The organism is Pseudolysinimonas sp., assembly GCF_044239695.1.
Taxonomy (GTDB): domain Bacteria; phylum Actinomycetota; class Actinomycetes; order Actinomycetales; family Microbacteriaceae; genus Pseudolysinimonas_A.
Map to the genome: position 1 here is coordinate 1 of NZ_JBIIAW010000033.1, position 19,249 is coordinate 19,249.

General features: G+C 70.4%; 17 protein-coding genes and 1 pseudogene. 10 read left to right on the forward strand and 8 right to left on the reverse strand.

Features of this window, described 5'->3' with window-relative positions:
* Positions 1 to 289, forward strand: a pseudogene (locus ACILQS_RS06985) (hypothetical protein); the annotation flags it as partial.
* Between the two features lie 69 nt (positions 290 to 358).
* Positions 359 to 1,732, forward strand: a complete 1,374-nt coding sequence (locus ACILQS_RS06990) for an aminomethyl transferase family protein (RefSeq protein WP_395639396.1) — start codon at positions 359 to 361, stop codon at positions 1,730 to 1,732.
* On the opposite strand, the gene ACILQS_RS06995 is transcribed toward ACILQS_RS06990, so the two are convergent.
* From ACILQS_RS06995 to ACILQS_RS07010, 4 genes are all read right to left on the reverse strand, one after another.
* A complete protein-coding gene (locus tag ACILQS_RS06995) occupies positions 1,722 to 2,372 on the reverse strand; it encodes a CAP domain-containing protein (RefSeq protein ID WP_395639397.1) in 651 nt (216 codons plus the stop codon). The two genes, ACILQS_RS06990 and ACILQS_RS06995, sit on opposite strands and share 11 nt — an antisense overlap.
* A gap of 58 nt (positions 2,373 to 2,430) precedes the next feature.
* Positions 2,431 to 3,090, reverse strand: coding sequence for an alpha/beta hydrolase (locus tag ACILQS_RS07000; protein ID WP_395639398.1), 660 nt, complete (start codon positions 3,088 to 3,090; stop codon positions 2,431 to 2,433).
* 75 nt (positions 3,091 to 3,165) lie between these two features.
* Positions 3,166 to 4,422 (reverse strand): alpha-hydroxy-acid oxidizing protein, encoded by a 1,257-nt coding sequence (locus ACILQS_RS07005; RefSeq protein WP_395639399.1) that lies wholly within the window; start codon positions 4,420 to 4,422, stop codon positions 3,166 to 3,168.
* On the reverse strand, positions 4,415 to 5,074 hold the full coding sequence (locus ACILQS_RS07010) for a GntR family transcriptional regulator (RefSeq protein WP_395639400.1): 660 nt from the start codon (positions 5,072 to 5,074) through the stop codon (positions 4,415 to 4,417). Before ACILQS_RS07010 ends, ACILQS_RS07005 begins: the two co-directional genes overlap by 8 nt.
* 117 nt (positions 5,075 to 5,191) lie before the next feature.
* Between ACILQS_RS07010 and ACILQS_RS07015 the strand changes: the two genes are divergently transcribed.
* Positions 5,192 to 5,893: a head GIN domain-containing protein gene (locus ACILQS_RS07015; protein ID WP_395639401.1), complete on the forward strand. Its 702-nt coding sequence runs from the start codon at positions 5,192 to 5,194 to the stop codon at positions 5,891 to 5,893.
* Here the strand turns inward: ACILQS_RS07015 and ACILQS_RS07020 are convergent.
* The gene (locus tag ACILQS_RS07020) at positions 5,890 to 6,657 is read right to left on the reverse strand and encodes a hypothetical protein (RefSeq protein WP_395639402.1); all 768 of its coding nucleotides are present in this window, start codon (positions 6,655 to 6,657) and stop codon (positions 5,890 to 5,892) included. The genes ACILQS_RS07015 and ACILQS_RS07020 overlap by 4 nt on opposite strands.
* An 80-nt stretch (positions 6,658 to 6,737) precedes the next feature.
* Between ACILQS_RS07020 and ACILQS_RS07025 the strand changes: the two genes are divergently transcribed.
* Complete coding sequence (locus ACILQS_RS07025; protein WP_395639403.1) at positions 6,738 to 7,838, forward strand: hemin ABC transporter substrate-binding protein; 1,101 nt, start codon at positions 6,738 to 6,740, stop codon at positions 7,836 to 7,838.
* A 113-nt stretch (positions 7,839 to 7,951) separates the two neighbouring features.
* On the opposite strand, the gene ACILQS_RS07030 is transcribed toward ACILQS_RS07025, so the two are convergent.
* From ACILQS_RS07030 to ACILQS_RS07040, 3 genes are read right to left on the reverse strand one after another with little or no spacing between them, the layout of a single operon-like run.
* Positions 7,952 to 9,385: a rhamnulokinase family protein gene (locus ACILQS_RS07030; protein ID WP_395639404.1), complete on the reverse strand. Its 1,434-nt coding sequence runs from the start codon at positions 9,383 to 9,385 to the stop codon at positions 7,952 to 7,954.
* 37 nt (positions 9,386 to 9,422) lie between these two features.
* Positions 9,423 to 11,459: a bifunctional aldolase/short-chain dehydrogenase gene (locus tag ACILQS_RS07035; protein WP_395639405.1), complete on the reverse strand. Its 2,037-nt coding sequence runs from the start codon at positions 11,457 to 11,459 to the stop codon at positions 9,423 to 9,425.
* 45 nt (positions 11,460 to 11,504) lie between these two features.
* Entirely contained in the window at positions 11,505 to 12,251 is a 747-nt protein-coding gene (locus ACILQS_RS07040; protein ID WP_395639406.1) for a DeoR/GlpR family DNA-binding transcription regulator, read from the reverse strand.
* 185 nt (positions 12,252 to 12,436) lie between these two features.
* Between ACILQS_RS07040 and ACILQS_RS07045 the strand changes: the two genes are divergently transcribed.
* Genes ACILQS_RS07045 through ACILQS_RS07070 form a run of 6 tightly spaced genes read left to right on the forward strand, consistent with a single transcriptional unit; the run spans position 12,437 to position 19,226 of the window.
* Positions 12,437 to 13,705 (forward strand): hypothetical protein, encoded by a 1,269-nt coding sequence (locus tag ACILQS_RS07045; RefSeq protein WP_395639407.1) that lies wholly within the window; start codon positions 12,437 to 12,439, stop codon positions 13,703 to 13,705.
* On the forward strand, positions 13,702 to 14,739 hold the full coding sequence (locus tag ACILQS_RS07050; RefSeq protein WP_395639408.1) for an aldose 1-epimerase family protein: 1,038 nt from the start codon (positions 13,702 to 13,704) through the stop codon (positions 14,737 to 14,739). The genes ACILQS_RS07045 and ACILQS_RS07050 overlap by 4 nt, the downstream gene beginning before the upstream one ends.
* Complete coding sequence (locus ACILQS_RS07055; RefSeq protein WP_395639409.1) at positions 14,736 to 16,232, forward strand: sugar ABC transporter ATP-binding protein; 1,497 nt, start codon at positions 14,736 to 14,738, stop codon at positions 16,230 to 16,232. The genes ACILQS_RS07050 and ACILQS_RS07055 overlap by 4 nt, the downstream gene beginning before the upstream one ends.
* Positions 16,229 to 17,221: an ABC transporter permease gene (locus ACILQS_RS07060; protein ID WP_395639410.1), complete on the forward strand. Its 993-nt coding sequence runs from the start codon at positions 16,229 to 16,231 to the stop codon at positions 17,219 to 17,221. Before ACILQS_RS07055 ends, ACILQS_RS07060 begins: the two co-directional genes overlap by 4 nt.
* Positions 17,218 to 18,261, forward strand: a complete 1,044-nt coding sequence (locus ACILQS_RS07065) for an ABC transporter permease (protein WP_395639411.1) — start codon at positions 17,218 to 17,220, stop codon at positions 18,259 to 18,261. Before ACILQS_RS07060 ends, ACILQS_RS07065 begins: the two co-directional genes overlap by 4 nt.
* Positions 18,258 to 19,226, forward strand: coding sequence for a sugar ABC transporter substrate-binding protein (locus ACILQS_RS07070; protein WP_395639412.1), 969 nt, complete (start codon positions 18,258 to 18,260; stop codon positions 19,224 to 19,226). The genes ACILQS_RS07065 and ACILQS_RS07070 overlap by 4 nt, the downstream gene beginning before the upstream one ends.
* Positions 19,227 to 19,249: the final 23 nt, after the last annotated feature.

Sequence of the window (19,249 nt, forward strand, 5' to 3'; positions counted from 1 at the left end):
GGTGCGCGTCGTGGCGACCGGAGACGGCTGGCGGCTCGACCTGCTCGACGCGACCGGCTCCCTCGAGGTGGACTTCGCGCCCACCTGGGTGCTCGGCGAGCCGCGGGGCGTGCCGCTCGCCGCGAGCGGTGGCTGGTCGCCCGACGGCGTGCTGGACGTCGAGGTGATGTTCCTCGAGTCCCCGCACACCCTGCGCGTGCGGTGCTCGGCGACCACGGGCCTCGCGACCGTGCGCTGGGCGACGACCCCCCTGCACACCGTCGTTCCGAGCGAGCAGCGCCACCCCTGACCGCGCAGCAAACTTCCATGACGTGGAAGTTCGCTGCGCGACGGGAGGGGGACTTCGTAGGGTGACGCCATGACATCGACGTCCCCTTCACCTGGCCCGCAGAGCCTCGCCGACGCCATCGCCGCAGCCGGCAGTCCCGTCGAGTACCTGCGCAACGCGCAGTCCCGCCCCACCGTCTTCCCGGTCGCCCCCGAGTTCAGCAACTGGCGCAGCGAGCAGCAGTCCTGGCGCACCTCGTGCGCACTGCTCGACCAGTCGCACCACATGACCGACCTGTTCATCACGGGCCCCGACGCCATGAAGCTGCTGCAGGACCTCGCCGTCAACTCGTTCGCGACGTTCTCGGTCGACAGCGCGAAGCAGTTCATCGCCGTCAACCACGAGGGCTACGTCATCGGCGACGCCATCCTGTTCCACCTCGCCGAGAACTCGTTCGACCTCGTCGGCCACCCGATGGCGATCGACTGGGTGCGCTTCCACGCCGAGACCGGCGACTACGACGTCGAGCTCGAGCTCGCCGGCAACTCGATCGTGCGGCAGGGTCCGCCGAAGCTGTACCGCTACGAACTCCAGGGGCCGAACGCGCTGAAGATCGTCGAGAAGCTGATCGGCGGCGAGGTGCCGGCCACGAAGTTCTTCGGCATGGCGACCTTCACGATCGCCGGCACGACGGTGCGCGCGCTGCGCCACGGGATGGCCGGGCAGCCCGGGTTCGAGCTGTTCGGGCCGTGGGCCGAGGGCGACACGATCCGCGCGGCGATCCTGTCGGCGGGGGCGGACCTGGGCATCACCGAGGTCGGCTCGATGGCCTACTCGTCGGCCAACCTCGAGTCGGCGTGGGTGCCGTCGCCGGTGCCCGCGATCTTCAGTGGCGAAGGGATGGAGGCCTACCGCGCCTGGCTCCCCGCCGCACGAGCCGGTTCGATCGCGGGCTCGGTCGACTCGCCCAACATCGAGGACTACTACGTCACCCCGTGGGACCTCGGCTACGAGCGCAGCGTCAACTTCGACCACGAGTTCATCGGCAAGGCCGCGCTCAAGCAGATGTCGGCGACCCGCGCGAAGGTCACCCTGGTCTGGGACGAAGAGGATGTCGCCGCCGCGATCGGGTCGCTCTTCCAGGACGGCCTGCCGGCGAAGTACATCGCCCTGCCGAAGGCCCGGTACGGCTTCTTCCAGGTCGACCAGGTTCTCATCGACGGCGTTCAGGTGGGCATCTCGCACGACTGCGGCTACATCGTCAACGAGCAGACGTTCGCGTCGCTGGCATCCATCGATCTCGCGCACGCGACGCCCGGCACGAAGGTGACCGTGCTGTGGGGCGAGAACCCCAACTCGCGCAAGCCCGCCGTGGAGCCGCACCGTCAGGTGGAGATCCGCGCGACGGTCGCCCCGGCGCCCTTCTCGGCGGAGGCGCGGGAGAACTATCGCTCTACGAAGTAGCGCGGCGGCGGAGCATCCAGAATCCGGCGCCGGCGGCGCCGACCGCGCCGGCCGCGGCGAGGATCCACCAGGGTGCCGGGCTGGGTCCATCGCTGATCTCCGCGGCCGCGGGTTCTCCCGCGGCCGGAGACTCGGCGACCTGCGACCCCGAGACCGCACCCGCGGCGGGGGAGGCGGGTCCCGTGTGGCCGGGATACGTGGCGAAGACCTGCACGCCCCAGGTCGTGCCACCGGCGGACAGGAAGGCGATCCCGACGTCGGTGTAGGAACCGAGGATGTTGGCGCGGTGGCCGGGCGACGCCATCCACGCGGCGTGCATCGTGCCGGCATCCGGCTGCCCCTCGGCCACGTTCTCGCCCGCGTTCGACCAGCCGGCGGGAATCTGGCTCGCGTAGTCGGGGTTGTGCGACAGCGTTCCCGATGCCGCGAGCTTCGCCGCCCAGTCGGCGGCGACCTGGTCGAGGGCGGTGTTGCGCACGAGACCCGCCTGGCCGTCGGCCCAGCGGGCGTCGTTGAGCAGCGTGTAGACGGTGTCGGGTTCCGCGGCGACGGCGGGTGTCGCAGGAGCCAGGAGGGCGGTCCCGGCGACGAGCCCCGCGATCAGGAGAGCGGGAAGAGTGGACAGGCGAGGGGGGATCACCCCTCAGTGTGCGGCCCCCCGGCCGGATCCGACCCGATCCGGCCCAACTGGGGGTACCTCAGCGCGGCAGCCAGCCCTCTTCGCGCAGCCAGGACTCCGCGAGCGACGTCCAGAGGGCCGCGTCGCCGTCGCCGTCGCGGCGCGCGAGGTTGAGCCCGTGGCGTCCGCGCGGGAACACGTGCAGCGCGTGCCGCACGCCGGCGGCGGCCAGCGCCATCCCGAGCAGGTAGCTGTGCTGCACCGGCACCGCGTCGTCCGCGGCGGTGTGCCAGACGAAGAACGGGGGAGCGGCCGGGGTGACGAGCAGGTCGAGGGAGGTCGCGGCTCGCAACTCGGGGGAGGCGTCGAGACCGATGAGGTTCTCGCGCGATCCCTGGTGGGTCGGCAGCAGCATCGACACGACCGGGTAGCTCAGCAGCACGAGGTCGACGCGTTCCCGCTCCGACGCCCCCGGAGCGAGGGCGGCGTGCCCGGCGGCGTGCCCACCCGCGGAGAAGCCGACGAGCGCGACCCGGTCGGCGCCGGCATCCCGTCGCGCCCGGATCTCGCCACGGACGGCGTCGAGCACCGCGGGGTGCCGAGCGCTCGCCCCGACCGGGTACGCGAAGACGCTCGCCGACAGCCCGAGCGACTCGAGCCAGGCGACGATCGTCGTCGACTCGTTGTCGGAGAGGCGGCCGTAGCCGCCGCCGGGCAACACGATCACGTGGTCGCTCATGCATCCATCTTTCGCTATGTGCCCGAGGAGGGATCCCGCGGCGGCCACCGCCACAGGGCCGCCGCGGGACGTCTGTCAGGAGCGGGCGCGGGGCGTCAGCCGCTCGAGCTGGGTCACGTGCTGCGGGCCCAACTCGGCGAGCGACGAGACGCCGAGCAGCTTCATCGTGCGCACCAGCTCGGTACCGAGGATCTCGATCGTGCGGTCGACACCGCGGCGTCCGCCGGCCATCAGCCCGTACAGGTAGGCGCGGCCGATCATGGTGAACTTCGCCCCGAGCGCCACCGACGCGACGATGTCGGCGCCCGACATGATGCCGGTGTCGACGCCGATCTCGACGTCCTTTCCAACCTCTCGGACCACGTCGGGCAGCAGGTGGAAGGGGATCGGCGCCCGGTCCAGCTGGCGGCCGCCGTGGTTGGACAGGATGATGCCGTCGACCCCGAGATCGGCGAGGGTGCGGGAGTCCTCGACGTTCTGCACGCCCTTGATGACGATCTTGCCGGGCCACATCCCGCGGATGACGTCGAGGTCGTCGTAGGAGATCGTCGGGTCCATCGCCGCGTTGAGCAGTTCGCCGACGGTGCCACCGGTGGTCGACAGCGACGCGAACTCGAGCTTCGGGGTGGTCAGGAAGTCCCACCACCACCAGGGGCGGGGGATCGCGTTGAGGATCGTGCCGGCCGTCAGCGCCGGCGGGATCGAGAACCCGTTGCGCTTGTCGCGCAGCCGCGCCCCCGCGACCGGGGTGTCGACGGTGAACTGGAGAGTGTCGAAGCCGGCCGCCGCCGCGCGCTCGACGAGCCCGTACGAGATGTCGCGGTCGCGCATGACGTAGAGCTGGAACCAGTTGCGACCGTCGGGGTTCGCGGCCTTCACGTTCTCGATCGACGTCGTGCCGAGGGTGGACAGGGTGAACGGGATGCCGGCCGCCCCCGCCGCACTCGCGCCCGCGAGTTCGCCCTGGGTCTGCATGAGCCGCGTGAATCCGGTCGGCGCGATCGCGAACGGCATCGACGACGGCCCGCCGAGGATCGTCGAGGAGGTGTCGACGTCGGCCGCGGGACGCAGGATCGAGGGGCTGAACTCCACGTCTTCGAAGGCCTGGCGGGCGCGCGCGAGCGACAGCTCCTGCTCCGCGGCGCCGTCGGTGTAGTCGAACGCGGCCTTCGGCGTGCGGCGCTTCGCGATCAGCCGGAGGTCGGCGATCGTCAGCGCCGCCTGGAGGCGCCGGTCGGTGGCGTCGAAGTTCGGCTTCTTGAACGTCAGCAGCTCGAAGATCTGCTTCGGGCTCGGAACCTGGCGGCTCTGCTTCTGCGGGTCTCTAGCCATGGATGTCTCCGTGAGTTGCGTCGTAGTGGGCGAGCAGGGCGGCGCCGGCGGCGTCGATGTGGGCGCGGGCGAGGTCGGCGGCCGCGGCCCCGTCGCCCGCCGTGACGGCGTCGAGGATGCGTTGGTGCTGCGCCGCGACATCCGTTCCGGTCATCAGGTGGTGGGCCTGCACCTGGCCGATGCAGAGCTCGATCTCGCCCATCAGGGCGGCGTGCATGCGGGCGAGCCGCGGGCTCGGCGACCCCGACACGAGCGCCCGGTGGAAAGCGGCGTCTTGCGCGGCGAAGGCGCCGCCGGTGCGGGCGAGTTCGAGCAGCTCCCGGTGGGCGGCGAGGGCGTCGGCCGGCAGGGTGCCGCCCTCCGCGAGGGCGCCGGACGCCGCCGACTCGATGAGCCGCCGCGTCGCGAACAGGTCGACGATGTCGGCGCGCGTCAGCTCGGGAACGCGGGCCGCGTGGTGCGCCTCGCGGCGCAGCAGCCCGTCGCTCACGAGCCGTTCGATGGCGATCTTCGCGGTCGGGCGGGCCACCCCGAACCGCAGCGCGACGGCCGACTCGGTCACCGTGGACCCGGGGGCCTGGGACTGGTCGAGGATGCGGGCGCGCAGCGTCTCGAAGATCGCATCCGGCATCGTCGCGGGCTGAAGTGACATTGTCGAACAATATAGCGGATTGTTAGACAATCAGCGAGACGCTCCTCGGTCGACCCGAGGGCGGATCCGGGGGTTCACCCCACCGTGCGCACCGTCCCGTCCTGCCACGGTGGTCACATGATCACTCGTGCCCTCTCCCTGGCGGCCGCCGCCGTGCTCGTCGCCGTCGCCCTCACCGGATGCGTCCGCGTCGGCGGCCCGATGACCTCGGAGTCGCGGGATATCGACGACGTGACGGCCGTCGTGCTCGAGACCAGCGGCCACCTCGAGATCACCGAGGGCGAGCCCTCCCTCACGATCCACGCGCCCGAGAACCTCCTCGACGCGCTCACCTCCGACGTGAGCGGCGGGGTGCTCGAACTCGGTCGTCGCGGCGGGGGACCGATGTTCGGGTCGGGTGCGATCCGCTACGAGCTGTCCGTGGCCAGCCTCGACTCGATCGAGATCGACGGGTCCGGCGACGTGACCTCGACCGTGTCCGCCGAGCGCATGACGATCGAGATCTCCGGGTCGGGCGATGTCGCCATCACGGGTCTCGACGCCGACCAGATCGCCGCGACGATCGACGGGTCCGGCGACGTCGAGCTCGCGGGTGACGCCGACGCGCTGACCCTCGAGATCGACGGATCGGGTGAGGTGGATGCCGACGACCTCGAAGTCGTCGACGCCTCCGTCGTGATCGGCGGGTCGGGCGACGCGACGCTGCACGTGACCGGGACGCTCGCGGTCGAGATCTCGGGCAGCGGAACGGTCCGCCACCGCGGCGGAGCCGAGGTCGACGCCGACATCTCCGGATCGGGCGACGTCGAGTCGGACTAGGCGGAGCGGCCCGCGCCGTCGGTCAGGTCGATCGGCTCGAGTGCGTACCCGGCGGTGTATTTGCGCTTCGGGTCGAGTTCGTCGATGAGGGCGACCAGGGCCCGCTGGATGTCGGCCAGCCGCTGCACATCGCCCTTCGAGACCAGGTCGAGCCCGGTGTCGATCGAGGTGAACCAGGCCCGGAACTCCTCCTCGTGACGGTAGCGCCGCACGAACGCGGCGTAGCCGGCGACCCGGGGGAGGCGCACCTGGGTCTCGGGGATCGAGTCCCAGGTGAGCATGAGTTCGCCGATCGCGCGCTGCTCGGTGGTGAAGAACAGGAACCCCTCCGAGTCCTCGCTGCGACGCAGGGTCTTCAGCACGTCGTCGATGAGCCGCTGCACCGAGAGGTCGCGGCCGCCCTCCCCGCTCGACGAGAGCACCGCCTGGCGTCGGGCCTCGATCCAGCCGAAGTAGTGCGCGAAGAGGAACGCCGTCGACGCCACCGCGTAGTCGCCGTGGCTCGCGTAGCGCTTCTGCGTGCCGATCCAGCCGGTTTCCACGAGGTTGAAGATGCGCGACTGAAGTTCGGCGGCGGCCTGGGCGAGCGGCTCGTAGACGCGCTCGGCGGCTTTGATCGCGGACTGTTCCTCCGCGCGCTGCTCGCGTTCGGCCTCGAGTTCGTGGCTCAGGCGCTGGGTGCGCACGGAGAAGAGGCCGGTCACGACGACGCTCGCGACGCTCAGCAGCAGCGCGATGATCGTCAGCAGCGACTCGGTGCTCATTCCTGGATGGTAGGGCAGCGCGGTCGCGCGCCCGATGGCGACATTGTGAGGGCAGCCTTACCTGAGTAGGCTGGCTTCTCGTGACCTCTCGTCGTGCCGTCGCCCTCGCCGGGGCCGTGCTCGTCGTCACGCTTACCGCCCTCACCGGGTGCGCCGTGCCTGACGGGGCCGCCACGACGCCGTCGCCGACCGTGGCCGACGACCGGCCGCTCGCCGAACTCGACCTCGTCGCCGACCCGCGTGCCCACGTCGGAGCCAGCACCGCCCTGCTCGCCACGGAGGCGGTCACCCCGGTCGAGGACGATCCCGCGCAGCAGTTGCCCGTCACCGTCGTCTCGCGCGACAACGGCGGCGACGTCGAGGTGACCGTCGACGACACCTCCCGGGTCATCGCGCTCGACATGTCGGGGTCGATCGCTGCCACCGTCGCCGGCCTCGGGCTCGGCGAGACCCTCGTGGGGCGTGACATCTCCACGACCTTCGACGGCGCCGTCGACCTCCCCGTCGTCACATCCGGCGGACACGCGATCGACGCCGAGAGCGTGCTCGCCCTGCGCCCCACCCTCGTCATCACCGACGGCACGATCGGCCCGCGCGACGTGCTCACCCAGTTGCGCGATTCGGGCGTCACCGTCGTCTTCCTCGACAACGAGGCCTCGTTCGACGGGGCCGTACGACTGTCCCGCGACGTCGCGGGCGCGATGGGGGTGCCCGCCACCGGCGAGCTGCTCGCCGAGCGCATCCGGGCCGACGTCGACGCGAAGATCGCCGAGATCGCCGCCATCGCCCCCGCCGACGGCGACCGGGTGCGGATGATCTTCCTCTACCTGCGCGGCGGCTCGGGCATCTACTACCTGTTCGGCGAGGAGTCCGGCGCCGACGACCTGATCCGCGGACTTTCGGGGGTGGATGTCGCCGGCGAGATCGGCTGGACGGGCATGCAGCCGATGACCGACGAGGCGATCATCGCCGCCAACCCCGACCTCATCCTGGTGATGACCGACGGCATCGAATCGGCCGGCGGCATCGACGGGTTGCTCGCGGCGAAGCCGGCGATCGCGCTCACCGCGGCGGGGCAGAACCAGCGCTTCGTCGACATGGCCGACGGCGACATCCTGTCGTTCGGCCCGCGTTCCGCGTCCGTTCTGGATGCCCTCGCCCGCGCCGTCTACGCCCCGTAGCGATCTCGCCGCGGGTTGAGTGCCGCGCGGAGCACGGTGTATCGAAACCCACCGTCGGGTAACTCGGGGCGGGTCTCGATACACCCGGCTGCGCCGGGCACTCAACCCGCGGGCTAGAGGGTTGGCTCGTAGCGCCGCGGAGGGAACGACTGCAGCACGATCGCACGCAGCGCCTCGAGGTCGCCGGCGACGAACCCCTGCGCGCGAGCCTGCACGAGCACGTTGCCGATCGCCGTGGCCTCCACCGGTCCGGCGAGCACGGGCAGTCCGGTCGCGTCGGCGGTGAGCTGGCAGAGCAGTTCGTTCTGCGACCCGCCGCCGACGAGGTGCACGACCTCGACCGACGTGCCGCTCAGGTCGGCGGCATCCCGGATCGATCGGGCATAGGCGGCGGCGAGCGATTCGAGGATGCTGCGCACGAGTTCCGGACGGGATGACGGCACCGGCAGGTCGTGCGTGCCGAGCCAGGCGGCGATGCGCGCGGGCATGTCGCCGGGGGCGAGGAAGGTCTCGTCGTCGGCGTCGAAGATCGGCACCTGGGTCGTGACCGCCGACGCCTGAGCGAGCAGGGAGGACAGCGAGATCGTCGTGCCGTCGCGCTCCCAGTCGCGGATGCTCTCGCTGAGCAGCCAGAGACCCATGACGTTGTGCAGGTAGCGCACCCGGCCGTCGACGCCGCCCTCGTTGGTGAAGTTCGCGGCACGGCTCGCCTCAGTGAGCACGGGGCGTTCGAGCTCCACCCCGACGAGCGACCAGGTGCCGCACGAGATGTAGGCGTAGTTCGAGCCGGTCGCGGGAATGGCGACGATCGCCGATGCGGTGTCGTGCGTGCCGACCGCGGTGACGACGGCGCGGGTGTCGCCGATGCCGCGCAGGGCCGACGGTGCGAGGCCGCCGAGCTCGGTGCCGGCATCCACCAGCCTCGGGAAGATGCTCCCCGGCAGCGACAGGTGCGCCGCGAGGTCGAGGTCCCACTCCCCGTTCGAGACGCCGACGAGACCGGTCGTCGACGCGTTGGTGCGCTCCGCGACCGCGACCCCGGTGAGCCAGTAGGCGAACAGGTCAGGGATCAGCAGGAACGAATCCGCGACCTCGAGCGTGCCGGAGAGCCGGTCGGCGGTGAGCTGGAAGAGCGTATTGAACGGCAGGTGCTGGAGACCGTTGCGGCGGTACAGCTCGTCGGCCGGAACCCGCCCGTGCACCTCCGCGACGCCGGCGGCGTTGCGCTCGTCGCGGTACGAGTACGGCGCGTTGACGAGACGCCCGTTACGCAGCAGGCCGTAGTCGACGGCCCAGGAGTCGATGCCGATCGAGCTCAGTTGCGGCTCCTGCCGCACGGCGGCCGCGAGACCCTCGACGAGGTCGCGGTAGAGCTCGAAGGAACTCCAGTGCAGCCCGTCGAGGGTGCGCACCGGCGAGTTCTTGAAGCGGGCGACATCCGTGAGCCGCAGTTCGTCGTGCCCGACGTAGCCGAGCAGCACCCGGCCGCTCGTCGCACCGAGGTCGACGGCGGCGACCGCTCCGCCACTTCGAATACTCAACGCCATGCCTCCATCATCGGCCCCGAACGAGCGCAGGGCTGCGTCATCGAAGGAACGCAGCTGCGACGCCCGCGTCGACCGGGATGTGGAGTCCGGTCGTGTGGGACAGGTCCGGCCCGGTGAGCACCGAGACGGCGTTCGCGACGTTCTCGGGCAGCACCTCGCGCTTGAGGATCGTGCGCTGCGCGTAGAACTCGCCCAGCTTCGACTCCTCGATGCCGTAGGTCTTGGCGCGGTTGGCGCCCCAGCCGGCGGCGAAGATGCCGGAGCCGCGCACGACGCCGTCGGGGTTGATGCCGTTGACCTTGATGCCGTGCTCGCCGAGTTCGACCGCGAGCAGTCGCACCTGGTGGGCCTGGTCGGCCTTCGTGGCCGAGTAGGCGATGTTGTTCGGGCCCGCGAAGACCGAGTTCTTCGAGGAGATGTAGATGACGTCGCCGCCCATCTTCTGCTCGATCAGGATCGGCGCGGTCGCCTTGGAGACGAGGAACGAGCCCTTCGCCATGATGTCGTGCTGGAAGTCCCAGTCCTGCTCGGTGGTCTCCAGCAGCGGCTTGCTGAGCGAGACGCCCGCGTTGTTGACGACGATGTCGAGCCCGCCGAACGCGAGCACGGCATCCTGCACCATCTGCTCGATCGCGCCGGCGTCGGTGACGTTCACCTGGAGGCCGACCGCGACGTCCGTGGTGCCGATCTCGGCGGCGGCCGCCTGAGCCTTCGCCAGGTCGAGGTCGGCGATGACGACGCACGCTCCGTCGGCCGCGAGGCGGGTGGCGATCGCCTTGCCGATGCCGGAGGCGGCGCCGGTGACGAGCGCGATGCGGGTCGCGTGCGACTTCGGCTTCGGCATGCGCTGCAGCTTCGCCTCCTCGAGCGCCCAGTACTCGATCGCGAACTTCTCGGCGTCGCTGATCGGCGTGTAGGTCGAGATCGACTCGGCGCCGCGCATGACGTTGATCGCGTTGACGTAGAACTCGCCGGCGACGCGAGCGGTCTGCTTGTTGGCGCCGTAGGAGAACATCCCCACGCCGGGCACGAGCACGATCAGCGGGTCGGCGCCGCGGATCGCCGGGCTGTCGGCCGTCGCGTGCTTGTCGTAGTACGCCGTGTAGTCCGTGCGGTACGCCTCGTGCAGCTTCGCGAGGCGTTCCTTGATCTTCTCGACCGGGGCGTCGGCCGGGAGGTCGACGAGCAGCGGCTTGACCTTGGTGCGCAGGAAGTGGTCGGGGCACGAGGTGCCGAGGGCCGCCAGCTTCGGAGCGTTCGCCGAGGCGAGGAAGTCGAGCACGACGTCGGAATCGGTGAAGTGCCCCACCATCGGCTTGTCGTGCGACGCGATGCCGCGGATCGTCGCGGCGAGGGCGGCGGCCTTGGCGCGGCGCTCGGCCGTCGGCAGCGCCTTGTTCTTGGCGACCTCGCGGCCGAACGGGTTCTTCTTGCCCTTCGCCGCCAGGTAGTCCTCGGCGGTCGCGATGATCCACAGCGAGTTCTTCTGCGCCTCGGCGCTGGTCTTCCCCCACGCGGTGATGCCGTGACCGCCGAGGATCACGCCGATCGCCGCCGGGTTCTTCGCCTTGATGTCGGAGATGTCGAGCCCGAGCTGGAAGCCGGGGCGACGCCAGGGCACCCAGACGACCTTGTCGCCGAACGCCTTCTTGGTGAGCTTCTCGCCGTCCTTCGCGGTCGCGAACGCGATGCCGGAGTCGGGATGCAGGTGGTCGACGTGGTTCGCGTCGACGAACGCGTGCATGAAGGTGTCGATGCTCGGGGCCGCGCCGCCGAGACCGTGGCGGCAGAAGTCCAGGGCGCCGACCATGTCGTCCTCGTGCTCGAGGCCCGCGTAGACGCCCTTGAGCGCTTCGACGCGATCGAGCCGGAGGGTGGCGAGCCCGGCTTCGGTCAGCGTGCCGAGGTCGCCGCCGGAGCCCTTCACCCAGAGCAGCTCGACGTCCTCACCCGTCACGGGGTCGGTCGCGGTGCCCTTGGCGGACGTGTTGCCGCCGGCGTAGTTGGTGACGCGGGGGTCGCTGCCGAGCTTGTTGCTGCGGGCGATGAGGTCTTGTGCGGGCGTGTTGGCCACGGAACGGCTCCTGTTAGATTCTGTGAGATCGAACAGAACGTGACTCTAGCGCAGCTCGGTCAGATCCCGGTAGGGGTCGAGCCGCTCGTCAGCCGGGTCGAGATCGGTCACCAGGACGTCGATCCGTGCCCAGTCCAGCCCCTGGGCGACCGAGGTGCGGCCGAGCTTCGACGCGTCGAGCAGCAGGATGGTCTGCTCCGAGCGTTCCGCGAAGACGTCCTTCACCTGCGCCTCCTCGAGCGACACCTCGCTCGTTCCGCTCGACGAGAGCGCTGATGCCGAAGCGAAGAAGCGCTCGTACCCGAGGGATGCGGCGGCTCGGCAGGCGACGGCGCCGACGAAGCTATCGGTGCGCTCCTCGAGTTCGCCGCCGATCAGGATCGACCGTACGCCCGGCCGCCGGCGCGCGGTCGCGGCGTTCTGCACCGAGTTGCTCGCCACGACCAGGTCGCGGGCGGTGATCTCGCCGAGCAGCACCCCGCTCGTCGACGAGGCGTCGAATGCCACCGCGCCGGTCGCCGGGACGAGGTCGAGGGCTTTGCGGGCGATCAGCGACTTCGACGCGGACCGGGTCGACATCCGCTCCCCGAACGGTCGCGGGAGCACCGGCGCGACCGCGCCGCCTCGCACTCGCCGGGCGAGCCCTTCCGCCTCGAGGTCGTCGAGATCCCGCCGCACGGTCATCGCCGAGACGCCGAGCTGCTCGGCGACGGGGTCGAGTCGGAGTGCGCCGTCGCGGGCGAGGATCTCGAGCAGGCGGGCCCGCCGTTCTTCGCCGAGGAGGGTCGCCATGGGCGTCAGCGTAGCCGCGCGGGAGGCGGATCGACGCGACGGTCGAGACCCGCGCTTGACATCTCCGTACGCTCGAACTAGTTTCACTGAAACCGGACATGGTTCATTGAACCGGGTTCGAACGAACTGCACGATGGCAACGGCGCCCGCCCGACGGTGAAGCGCCCCAGTGATAGAGGATGGCGATGACCAAGGCGGGACCCTACGAGGGCGTGACCTCGACCCAGGCGAGCATCGAGCGGGCCATGGAGTCGAGCGGCGGCGTGCTGCGGCTCGCCCCGGCGTGGGTTCCGCGCTCGTTCTGCACCCCGGCCCAGCGTCTGCGCCTGCACCCCGCCGACTACTTCCCGCTCGGCAAAGAGCGCGGCGGCATCGACGAGCGCTGGTTCGCGAGTGCCATCCGTGCCGAGAACGGGCCGCTCACCGACCCCTACGAGGGACTCAGCCTCGTCGTCGGACCCGATGACGAGATCATCCCGTTCGACGAGTTCATCGACGGGTCGAAGGGCGCCGCGATCGGCGACCGCCTCTGGGATGCCTACGGCAAGTGGCCGATGTACTCGAAGTTCTTCGACAACCAGTACCCGTTGCCGTTCCACGTGCACCAGCAGGACCAGCACGCGGCGCTCGTCGGCAAGATGGGCAAGCCCGAGGCCTACTACTTCCCGCCGCAGCTCAACAACCACGGCGGGATGTTCCCGTACACGTTCTTCGGCTTCCACCCCGAGACCACGCGCGAGCAGGTGCTCGAGAAGCTCGAGCTCTTCCTCAAGGGCGGCGACAACCGCATCACCGAACTCTCCGTCGCCTACCGCATCACGCCCGGCACCGGATGGGACGTGCCCCCGGGCGTGCTCCACGCTCCGGCGAGCATGTGCACCTACGAGCCGCAGGCCGCGAGTGACGTGTTCGCGATGGCCGAGTCGTGGTCGAACAACCGCGAGGTGCCCGACGAGCTGCTGTGGAAGGACATCCCGGCCGACAAGGTGGGTGACCTCGACTTCATCCTCGAGATCCTCGACTGGAACCTCAACGTCGATCCCGAGTTCTGGAGCCACCGCTTCAGCCCCGCGCTCGAGACCTCGGCCTCGCGCGAGGCCGGTGGCGCGCAGTACGTCGAGAAGTGGATCACCTACCGTTCGCACGCGTTCAGCGCGAAGGAGCTCACGGTCAAGCCCGGCGAGACCGTCAGCGTCGCCGACCAGGACGCCTACGGCTTCATCGCCGTCGACGGCCGCGGGGAGATCAACGGTCAGGCCGTCGAGGCGCTCTCCTCGATCCGCTACGGCCAGCTCTCGCACGACGAGTACTTCGTCACCGGCGAGGCGATCGCGAACGGGGTCACCATCCGCAACACCTCCGACAGCTCCGACCTCGTGCTGCTGAAGCACTTCGGCCCGGGCAACGTCGAGCTCGCCGCCGACACCGGCGCCGTCGCGAAGGAGCGCGCGTGACGCCGCCCGGTGCCTTCCACGGACGCTCGCGCGACGAACTCGCGCGACGCGTCGGGACGCTCGCCCAGATCGCGCGGGTCGACCGACTCGTCGACGAGGAGGGTTCCGCGCGCGGCGCGCGCCGCATCCGGCTGGTCACCGGCGGCGGACTCGAGGTCGAGATCCATCCCGACCGCGCGCTCGACCTGGGACAGGTCACCTTCCGCGGCATCCCGGTCGCCTGGATGTCGCCGACCGGGATGCTCGCCCCCGGACTCGCCGAGAGCACCGGGTCGCAGTGGCTGAGGTCGTTCGGGGGCGGTCTGCTCGCGACCTGCGGGCTCGACTCCTTCGGCCCGCCGACGACCGATGAGGGCGTCGACTACCCGCAGCACGGTCGCGTCGGGGTCGTCCCCGCGACGGTCACGCGCGCCGAGGTGCGCGGCACCGAGCTCGTCGTGAGCGGCAGCGTGCGGCAGGCGGGGGTGTTCGGCGAGAACCTCGTGCTCGAGCGCACCTGGTCGGCCGACCTCGGCGGCACCACGCTGCGGCTGCGCGACGTGGTGCGCAACGAGGGCTTCGCGGATGCCGGTCACATGGTGCTCTACCACGTGAACGTCGGCTGGCCGCTGCTGGACGAGACCGCGACGCTCGAGTTGCCCTCGCGCGAGGTGAACCCGCGGGATGCCGACGCCCGTTCGGGCGCCGGGCGCTGGCACCAGATCGAGGAGCCGCAGGCCGGCTACCGGGAGCAGGTGTTCGGTCACGACTTCCGCGACAGCGGCACCGCGGTCGTCGCCGTCGACAATCCCGGCATCGACACCCGGCTCGAACTGCGCTTCGACACCGGCACGCTGCCCGCGCTGCACCAGTGGAAGATGAGCGGCGAGGGTCACTACGTGATGGGCCTGGAGCCGGTCAACGTCAACTCCTTCACCGGCCGCGCCGGAGCCCGCGCCGCCGGCAACCTGCCCATCCTGAAGCCCGGCCGCTCGGTCGCGTACACGATCGACTTCGCCTTCTCGCCGTCGACCGAGAAGAAGGGCCGGCGATGAGCGCCACCGTCTCCGTGCTGCGCATGAGCGGGATCACCAAGAACTTCCCCGGCATCCGAGCACTGACCGACGTCGCCCTCGAGGTCGCGGCCGGTGAGGTGCACGCGATCGTCGGCGAGAACGGCGCGGGCAAGTCGACGCTCATGAAGATCCTCGCCGGCGTGTACCAGCCCGACGGGGGCACGATCGAGTTGCAGGGCGAGGCCGTGCGCATCGCCGGGCCGATCGACGCGCGCAAGCGTGGCATCGGCATGGTGTACCAGGAGCTCAACCTCGTGCCCGACCTGACGGTCGCCGAGAACATCACGCTCGGCGCGCCGCCGTCGCGATTCGGTCTCGTCGACCGCAAGGCGCTGCGCGCGCGAGCCGACGAGGTGCTCGCCGAACTCGGCGCGAAGGTCGGCGCTGACGACCTCGTCGGGTCGCTTCCGGTGAGCCAGCAGCAGCTCGTCGAGATCGCGAAGGCCTACGCGTCATCGCCGCGCATCGTCGTGCTCGACGAGCCGACCTCCTCGCTCTCCGAGAACGAGGCGCAGGCGCTGTTCCGGGTCGTGCAGCGCATGAAGGATGCCGGCATCGCCATCATCTACATCTCGCACCGGCTGCGCGAGGTCATCCAGCTCGCCGACCAGGTGACCGTGCTGCGGGATGGTCGCCTCGTCGAGACGCGACGTGCCGCGGGGATCACCGCCGCCGACATGATCCGCCTGATGGTGGGGCGCGATCTCACCGACGTCTTCCCGAAGCGCGAGGTGCCGATCGGTGACGTCGTGCTGCGCGTCGACGGGCTGAGCCGAGCCGGGGTGTTCGACGACGTCGACCTCGAGGTGCGCGCCGGGGAGATCGTCGGCCTGGCCGGCTTCGTCGGGGCCGGCCGCACCGAGGTCGCGCGGGCGATCTTCGGACTCGACCGCGCCGATCGCGGCACGATCAGCATCGGCGGCGTCCCCGTCACCGTGCGCACCCCGCGGGCGGCTGTCGACGCGGGCATCGCCTACGTTCCCGAAGACCGCAAGCGCGACGGTCTCGTGCCGCAGCTGTCGGTCAAGGACAACATCTCGCTGCCCGTGCTGGGCGAGGTGGCGACCGCCGGCTGGATCCGCGGCGGGGCCGAGCGCCGACTCGCGACCGACAAGGCCACCGAGCTCGGAGTCTCCCCGCCCGTGATCGACCGCCGGGTCGACACCTACAGCGGCGGCAACCAGCAGAAGGTCGTCTTCGCGAAGTGGCTGGCCACTCGGCCCGCCGTGCTCATCCTCGACGAGCCGACCCGCGGTGTCGACGTCGGCGCCAAGGCCGACATCCACACGATCATCGGCGAACTCGCGGCGCAGGGCACCGCGATCCTCATGATCTCGTCGGAACTCCCGGAGGTGCTCGCGGTGAGCGATCGGATCTACGTGCTGCACGAGGGGCGCGTCTCGGCGGAGCTCCCGCGCGGCGCCGGCGAGCAGGATGTCATGCACGCGGCGACCGGGGAGGTGGCGGCGTGAACGTCTCCACCGAGACCGTCCCGGGCGGCCGCATCGTGCGGCAGAGCTGGGCCTCGCGCTACGGTGCGACGCTCGCGATGCCCGCCGGCATCGTCGTGCTGCTCATCCTGGGCACCGTGCTCAGCGACCGCTTCCTCTCGGTCGGCAACCTGACGAACGTGCTCATCAACATGTCGATCGTCGGCATCATCGTCGTCGGCATGACCTTCGTCTTCGTCAGCCGAGGGATGGCCGACCTCTCCGTTCCCGCGACGGTCGCGGTCGGCGGCATCCTCGTGCTGATGCTCGACGACGTGATCGGCACCTGGCCGGCCGCCCTCGTGGGGGTGCTCGTCGCGAGTCTCGCGGGCGTCGTGAACGGGCTCCTCATCGGCTATGCGGGGCTCAACCCCGTGATCACGACCCTGGCCAGCGGCATCATCGTGCTCGGCATCGCCCAGGCGTTCGTCGGCGGCGTCATCGTCTACGGCCAGGACGCGGCGGCGAAGGACGTCCTCACCGGGCGGCTGTTCGGGGTGGTGCCCATCATCGTGCTGGTGTTCCTGCTCGTGGCGCTGCTCGGGCACCTCGCCCTCTCCCGGTCGGTCTTCGGACGCTGGACCTACGCGGTCGGGAGCAACCCGCACGCCACCGAGGCGAGCGCCGTGCCGATTCGCCTGGTCAAGGCGGGCGCCTTCGTGCTGACCGCCACCCTCGCCGGGTTCAGCGGCGTGCTGCTCGGGATCTCCCTCCAGGCGGCGCGACCGGAGATCGGCACCGGCTACGAGTTCGACGCGATCACCGCCGTCGTCGTCGGCGGGGTGAGCCTGCTCGGCGGTTCGGGCAGCGTCCCGCGGGCGATCGGCGGGCTGCTGTTCGTGACGCTCCTCAACAACATCCTGATCCTTCAGGGCGTGCCGTCCGAGCCCCAGGGCATGGTCAAGGGCGCCCTCATCGCGGGCGCCGTCGCGCTCGATGTGTACCTGCGACGCCGAGGAGGCCGCGAATGAACGCCATCCGTCGTGCCTTCGACAGCGACGTCTTCCTCGGGGTCGTGCGCTATCGCGTCGCGATCATCCTCGTGGCGACGATCGTCGTCTCGGCCTCGATGGTGCCCGGCATCCTCGAGTTCCGCGCGCTCAGCCTCAGCCTCGACCGGATCAGCACGACCGCCCTGGTCGCCGTCGGTCTGACGGTGGTGCTGCTCGCCGGGAAGCTCGACCTGTCGGGCGGAGCCATCCTCGCCCTGTCGGGCATCACCGCGATCGGGCTCCAGGAGGAGCTCGGGCAGGTGCCGGCTGCGGTCGTCGGCATCGGCGTCGGGCTGCTCGCGGGGATCGTGAACGGCTTCCTCGTGGTGGTCCTGAGGATCAACTCCCTCGTCGCGACGCTCGCCTCGATGCTGTTCTTCCGCGCGCTGTGCCACTTCATCACCGAGTCGCGTCCGTTCAGTGGGCTCGACCCGCTGTTCGGCCTCGTGGTCTCGCGCCCGATCGAGGGCACGGTGACACTGCGCACGATCATCTTCGTCGTGCTCCTCGTCGCGCTGCACCTGTGGCTCACCCGGGCGGTCGCCGGCCGCAACCTGTTCGCCGTCGGCAGCAACCCGGTCGCCGCCGAGGCGAGTGGCATCCGCGCCAACGCGTACGTGTTCGGCACGTTCGTCTTCGCCGGGGCCACCGCCGGCGCCGCCGGCGTCATCCAGAGCCTCAGCGTCAACACCGGATCCCCCGTGTTCGGCGAGTCGACGTCGCTGCTCGCGATCGCCGCCGTCGTGATCGGCGGTACCCGCCTCGAAGGCGGCCGGGCGTCGGCCCTGGGCACCCTCGGGGGCTTGCTCGTGATGGCGATCCTCACCACGGCGATGGAGTTCTCGAACGTCCCCGCCTACATCCAGAACATCGTCACGGGAGTCATCCTCCTGCTGCTGATTTTGCTCGACCGCTTCGTGTCGGGCAAGAAGGGCCGGAACCTGTCGTTGACCGCATTCGTGCGGTCGGTGCGTCAGGCCCGGCGAAACCCCGAAAACGAGAGGACTCACGCACCATGAGAACCACCCCCCTCATCGGCGGCGCCGTTGCCGCTGTGGCCGCGCTCGCGCTGGCCGGTTGTGCCGCTGGCGGCACCGGAGGCGGCGACGCCGAATCGATGGACATCTGCTACGTCACGGCTGCGGAGTCGCACGCCTACGTGACGCCGGCGAACGAGGCGTTCGACGAGGCCGCCGATGCGGCCGGCGCGACCGTCAACCGCCTGTCGCAGGAGTTCGACGTGCAGACCGGCACCGACCAGCTCACGACCTGCGTCAGCCAGGGCGCCGACGGCATCGTGCTGTGGCCGCTGGACCCGCAGGCCTACATCCCGGGCATGATCGCCGCCCAGGACGCCGGCATCCCGCTCATCATCATCAACTCGCCGATGGATGCCGAAGCCGAGGAGTACTACGACTCGTTCACCGGTCCTGACGTCTACGAGGAGGGCGTGCTCTCCGCGGACGCGCTCAACGAGGTGCTCGGCGGCGCCGGCAACGTCGTGATCATCGCCGGCCAGGCGGGCAACGGGACGACGATCGGTCGCACCGACGGCTTCACCGAGCAGCTCGCCGAGCTCGGCTCCGACATCGAGGTGCTGCAGGTGGTCAACGCCGACTTCGACCAGCAGAAGGCGCTCGAAGCGAGCCGCGACCTGCTGACCCGATTCGGTGACGACATCGACGGCGTCTACGCGAACGACGACACGATGGCCCTCGGCTTCATCGACGCCTGGAAGGAGTCGGGCCGCAGCCTCGACGCCCTCCCGCCGATCGTCGGCATCAACGGGCAGGTTCAGGCGTTCGACCTGATCAAGCTCGGGCAGTACTACGCGACGATCGTGCAGTCGCCGGCGGAGGACGGCAAGCTCGCCGCCGAGACGATCATCAAGCTCATCAAGGGCGAGTCGGTCGACAAGCGTCTGCCGATCCCGCTGACGGTCGTGACGAGCGAGAACGTCGAGTCGGTCGACCCGGCGTTCTGATCCGGCCCGCGGTTCCCTGACCG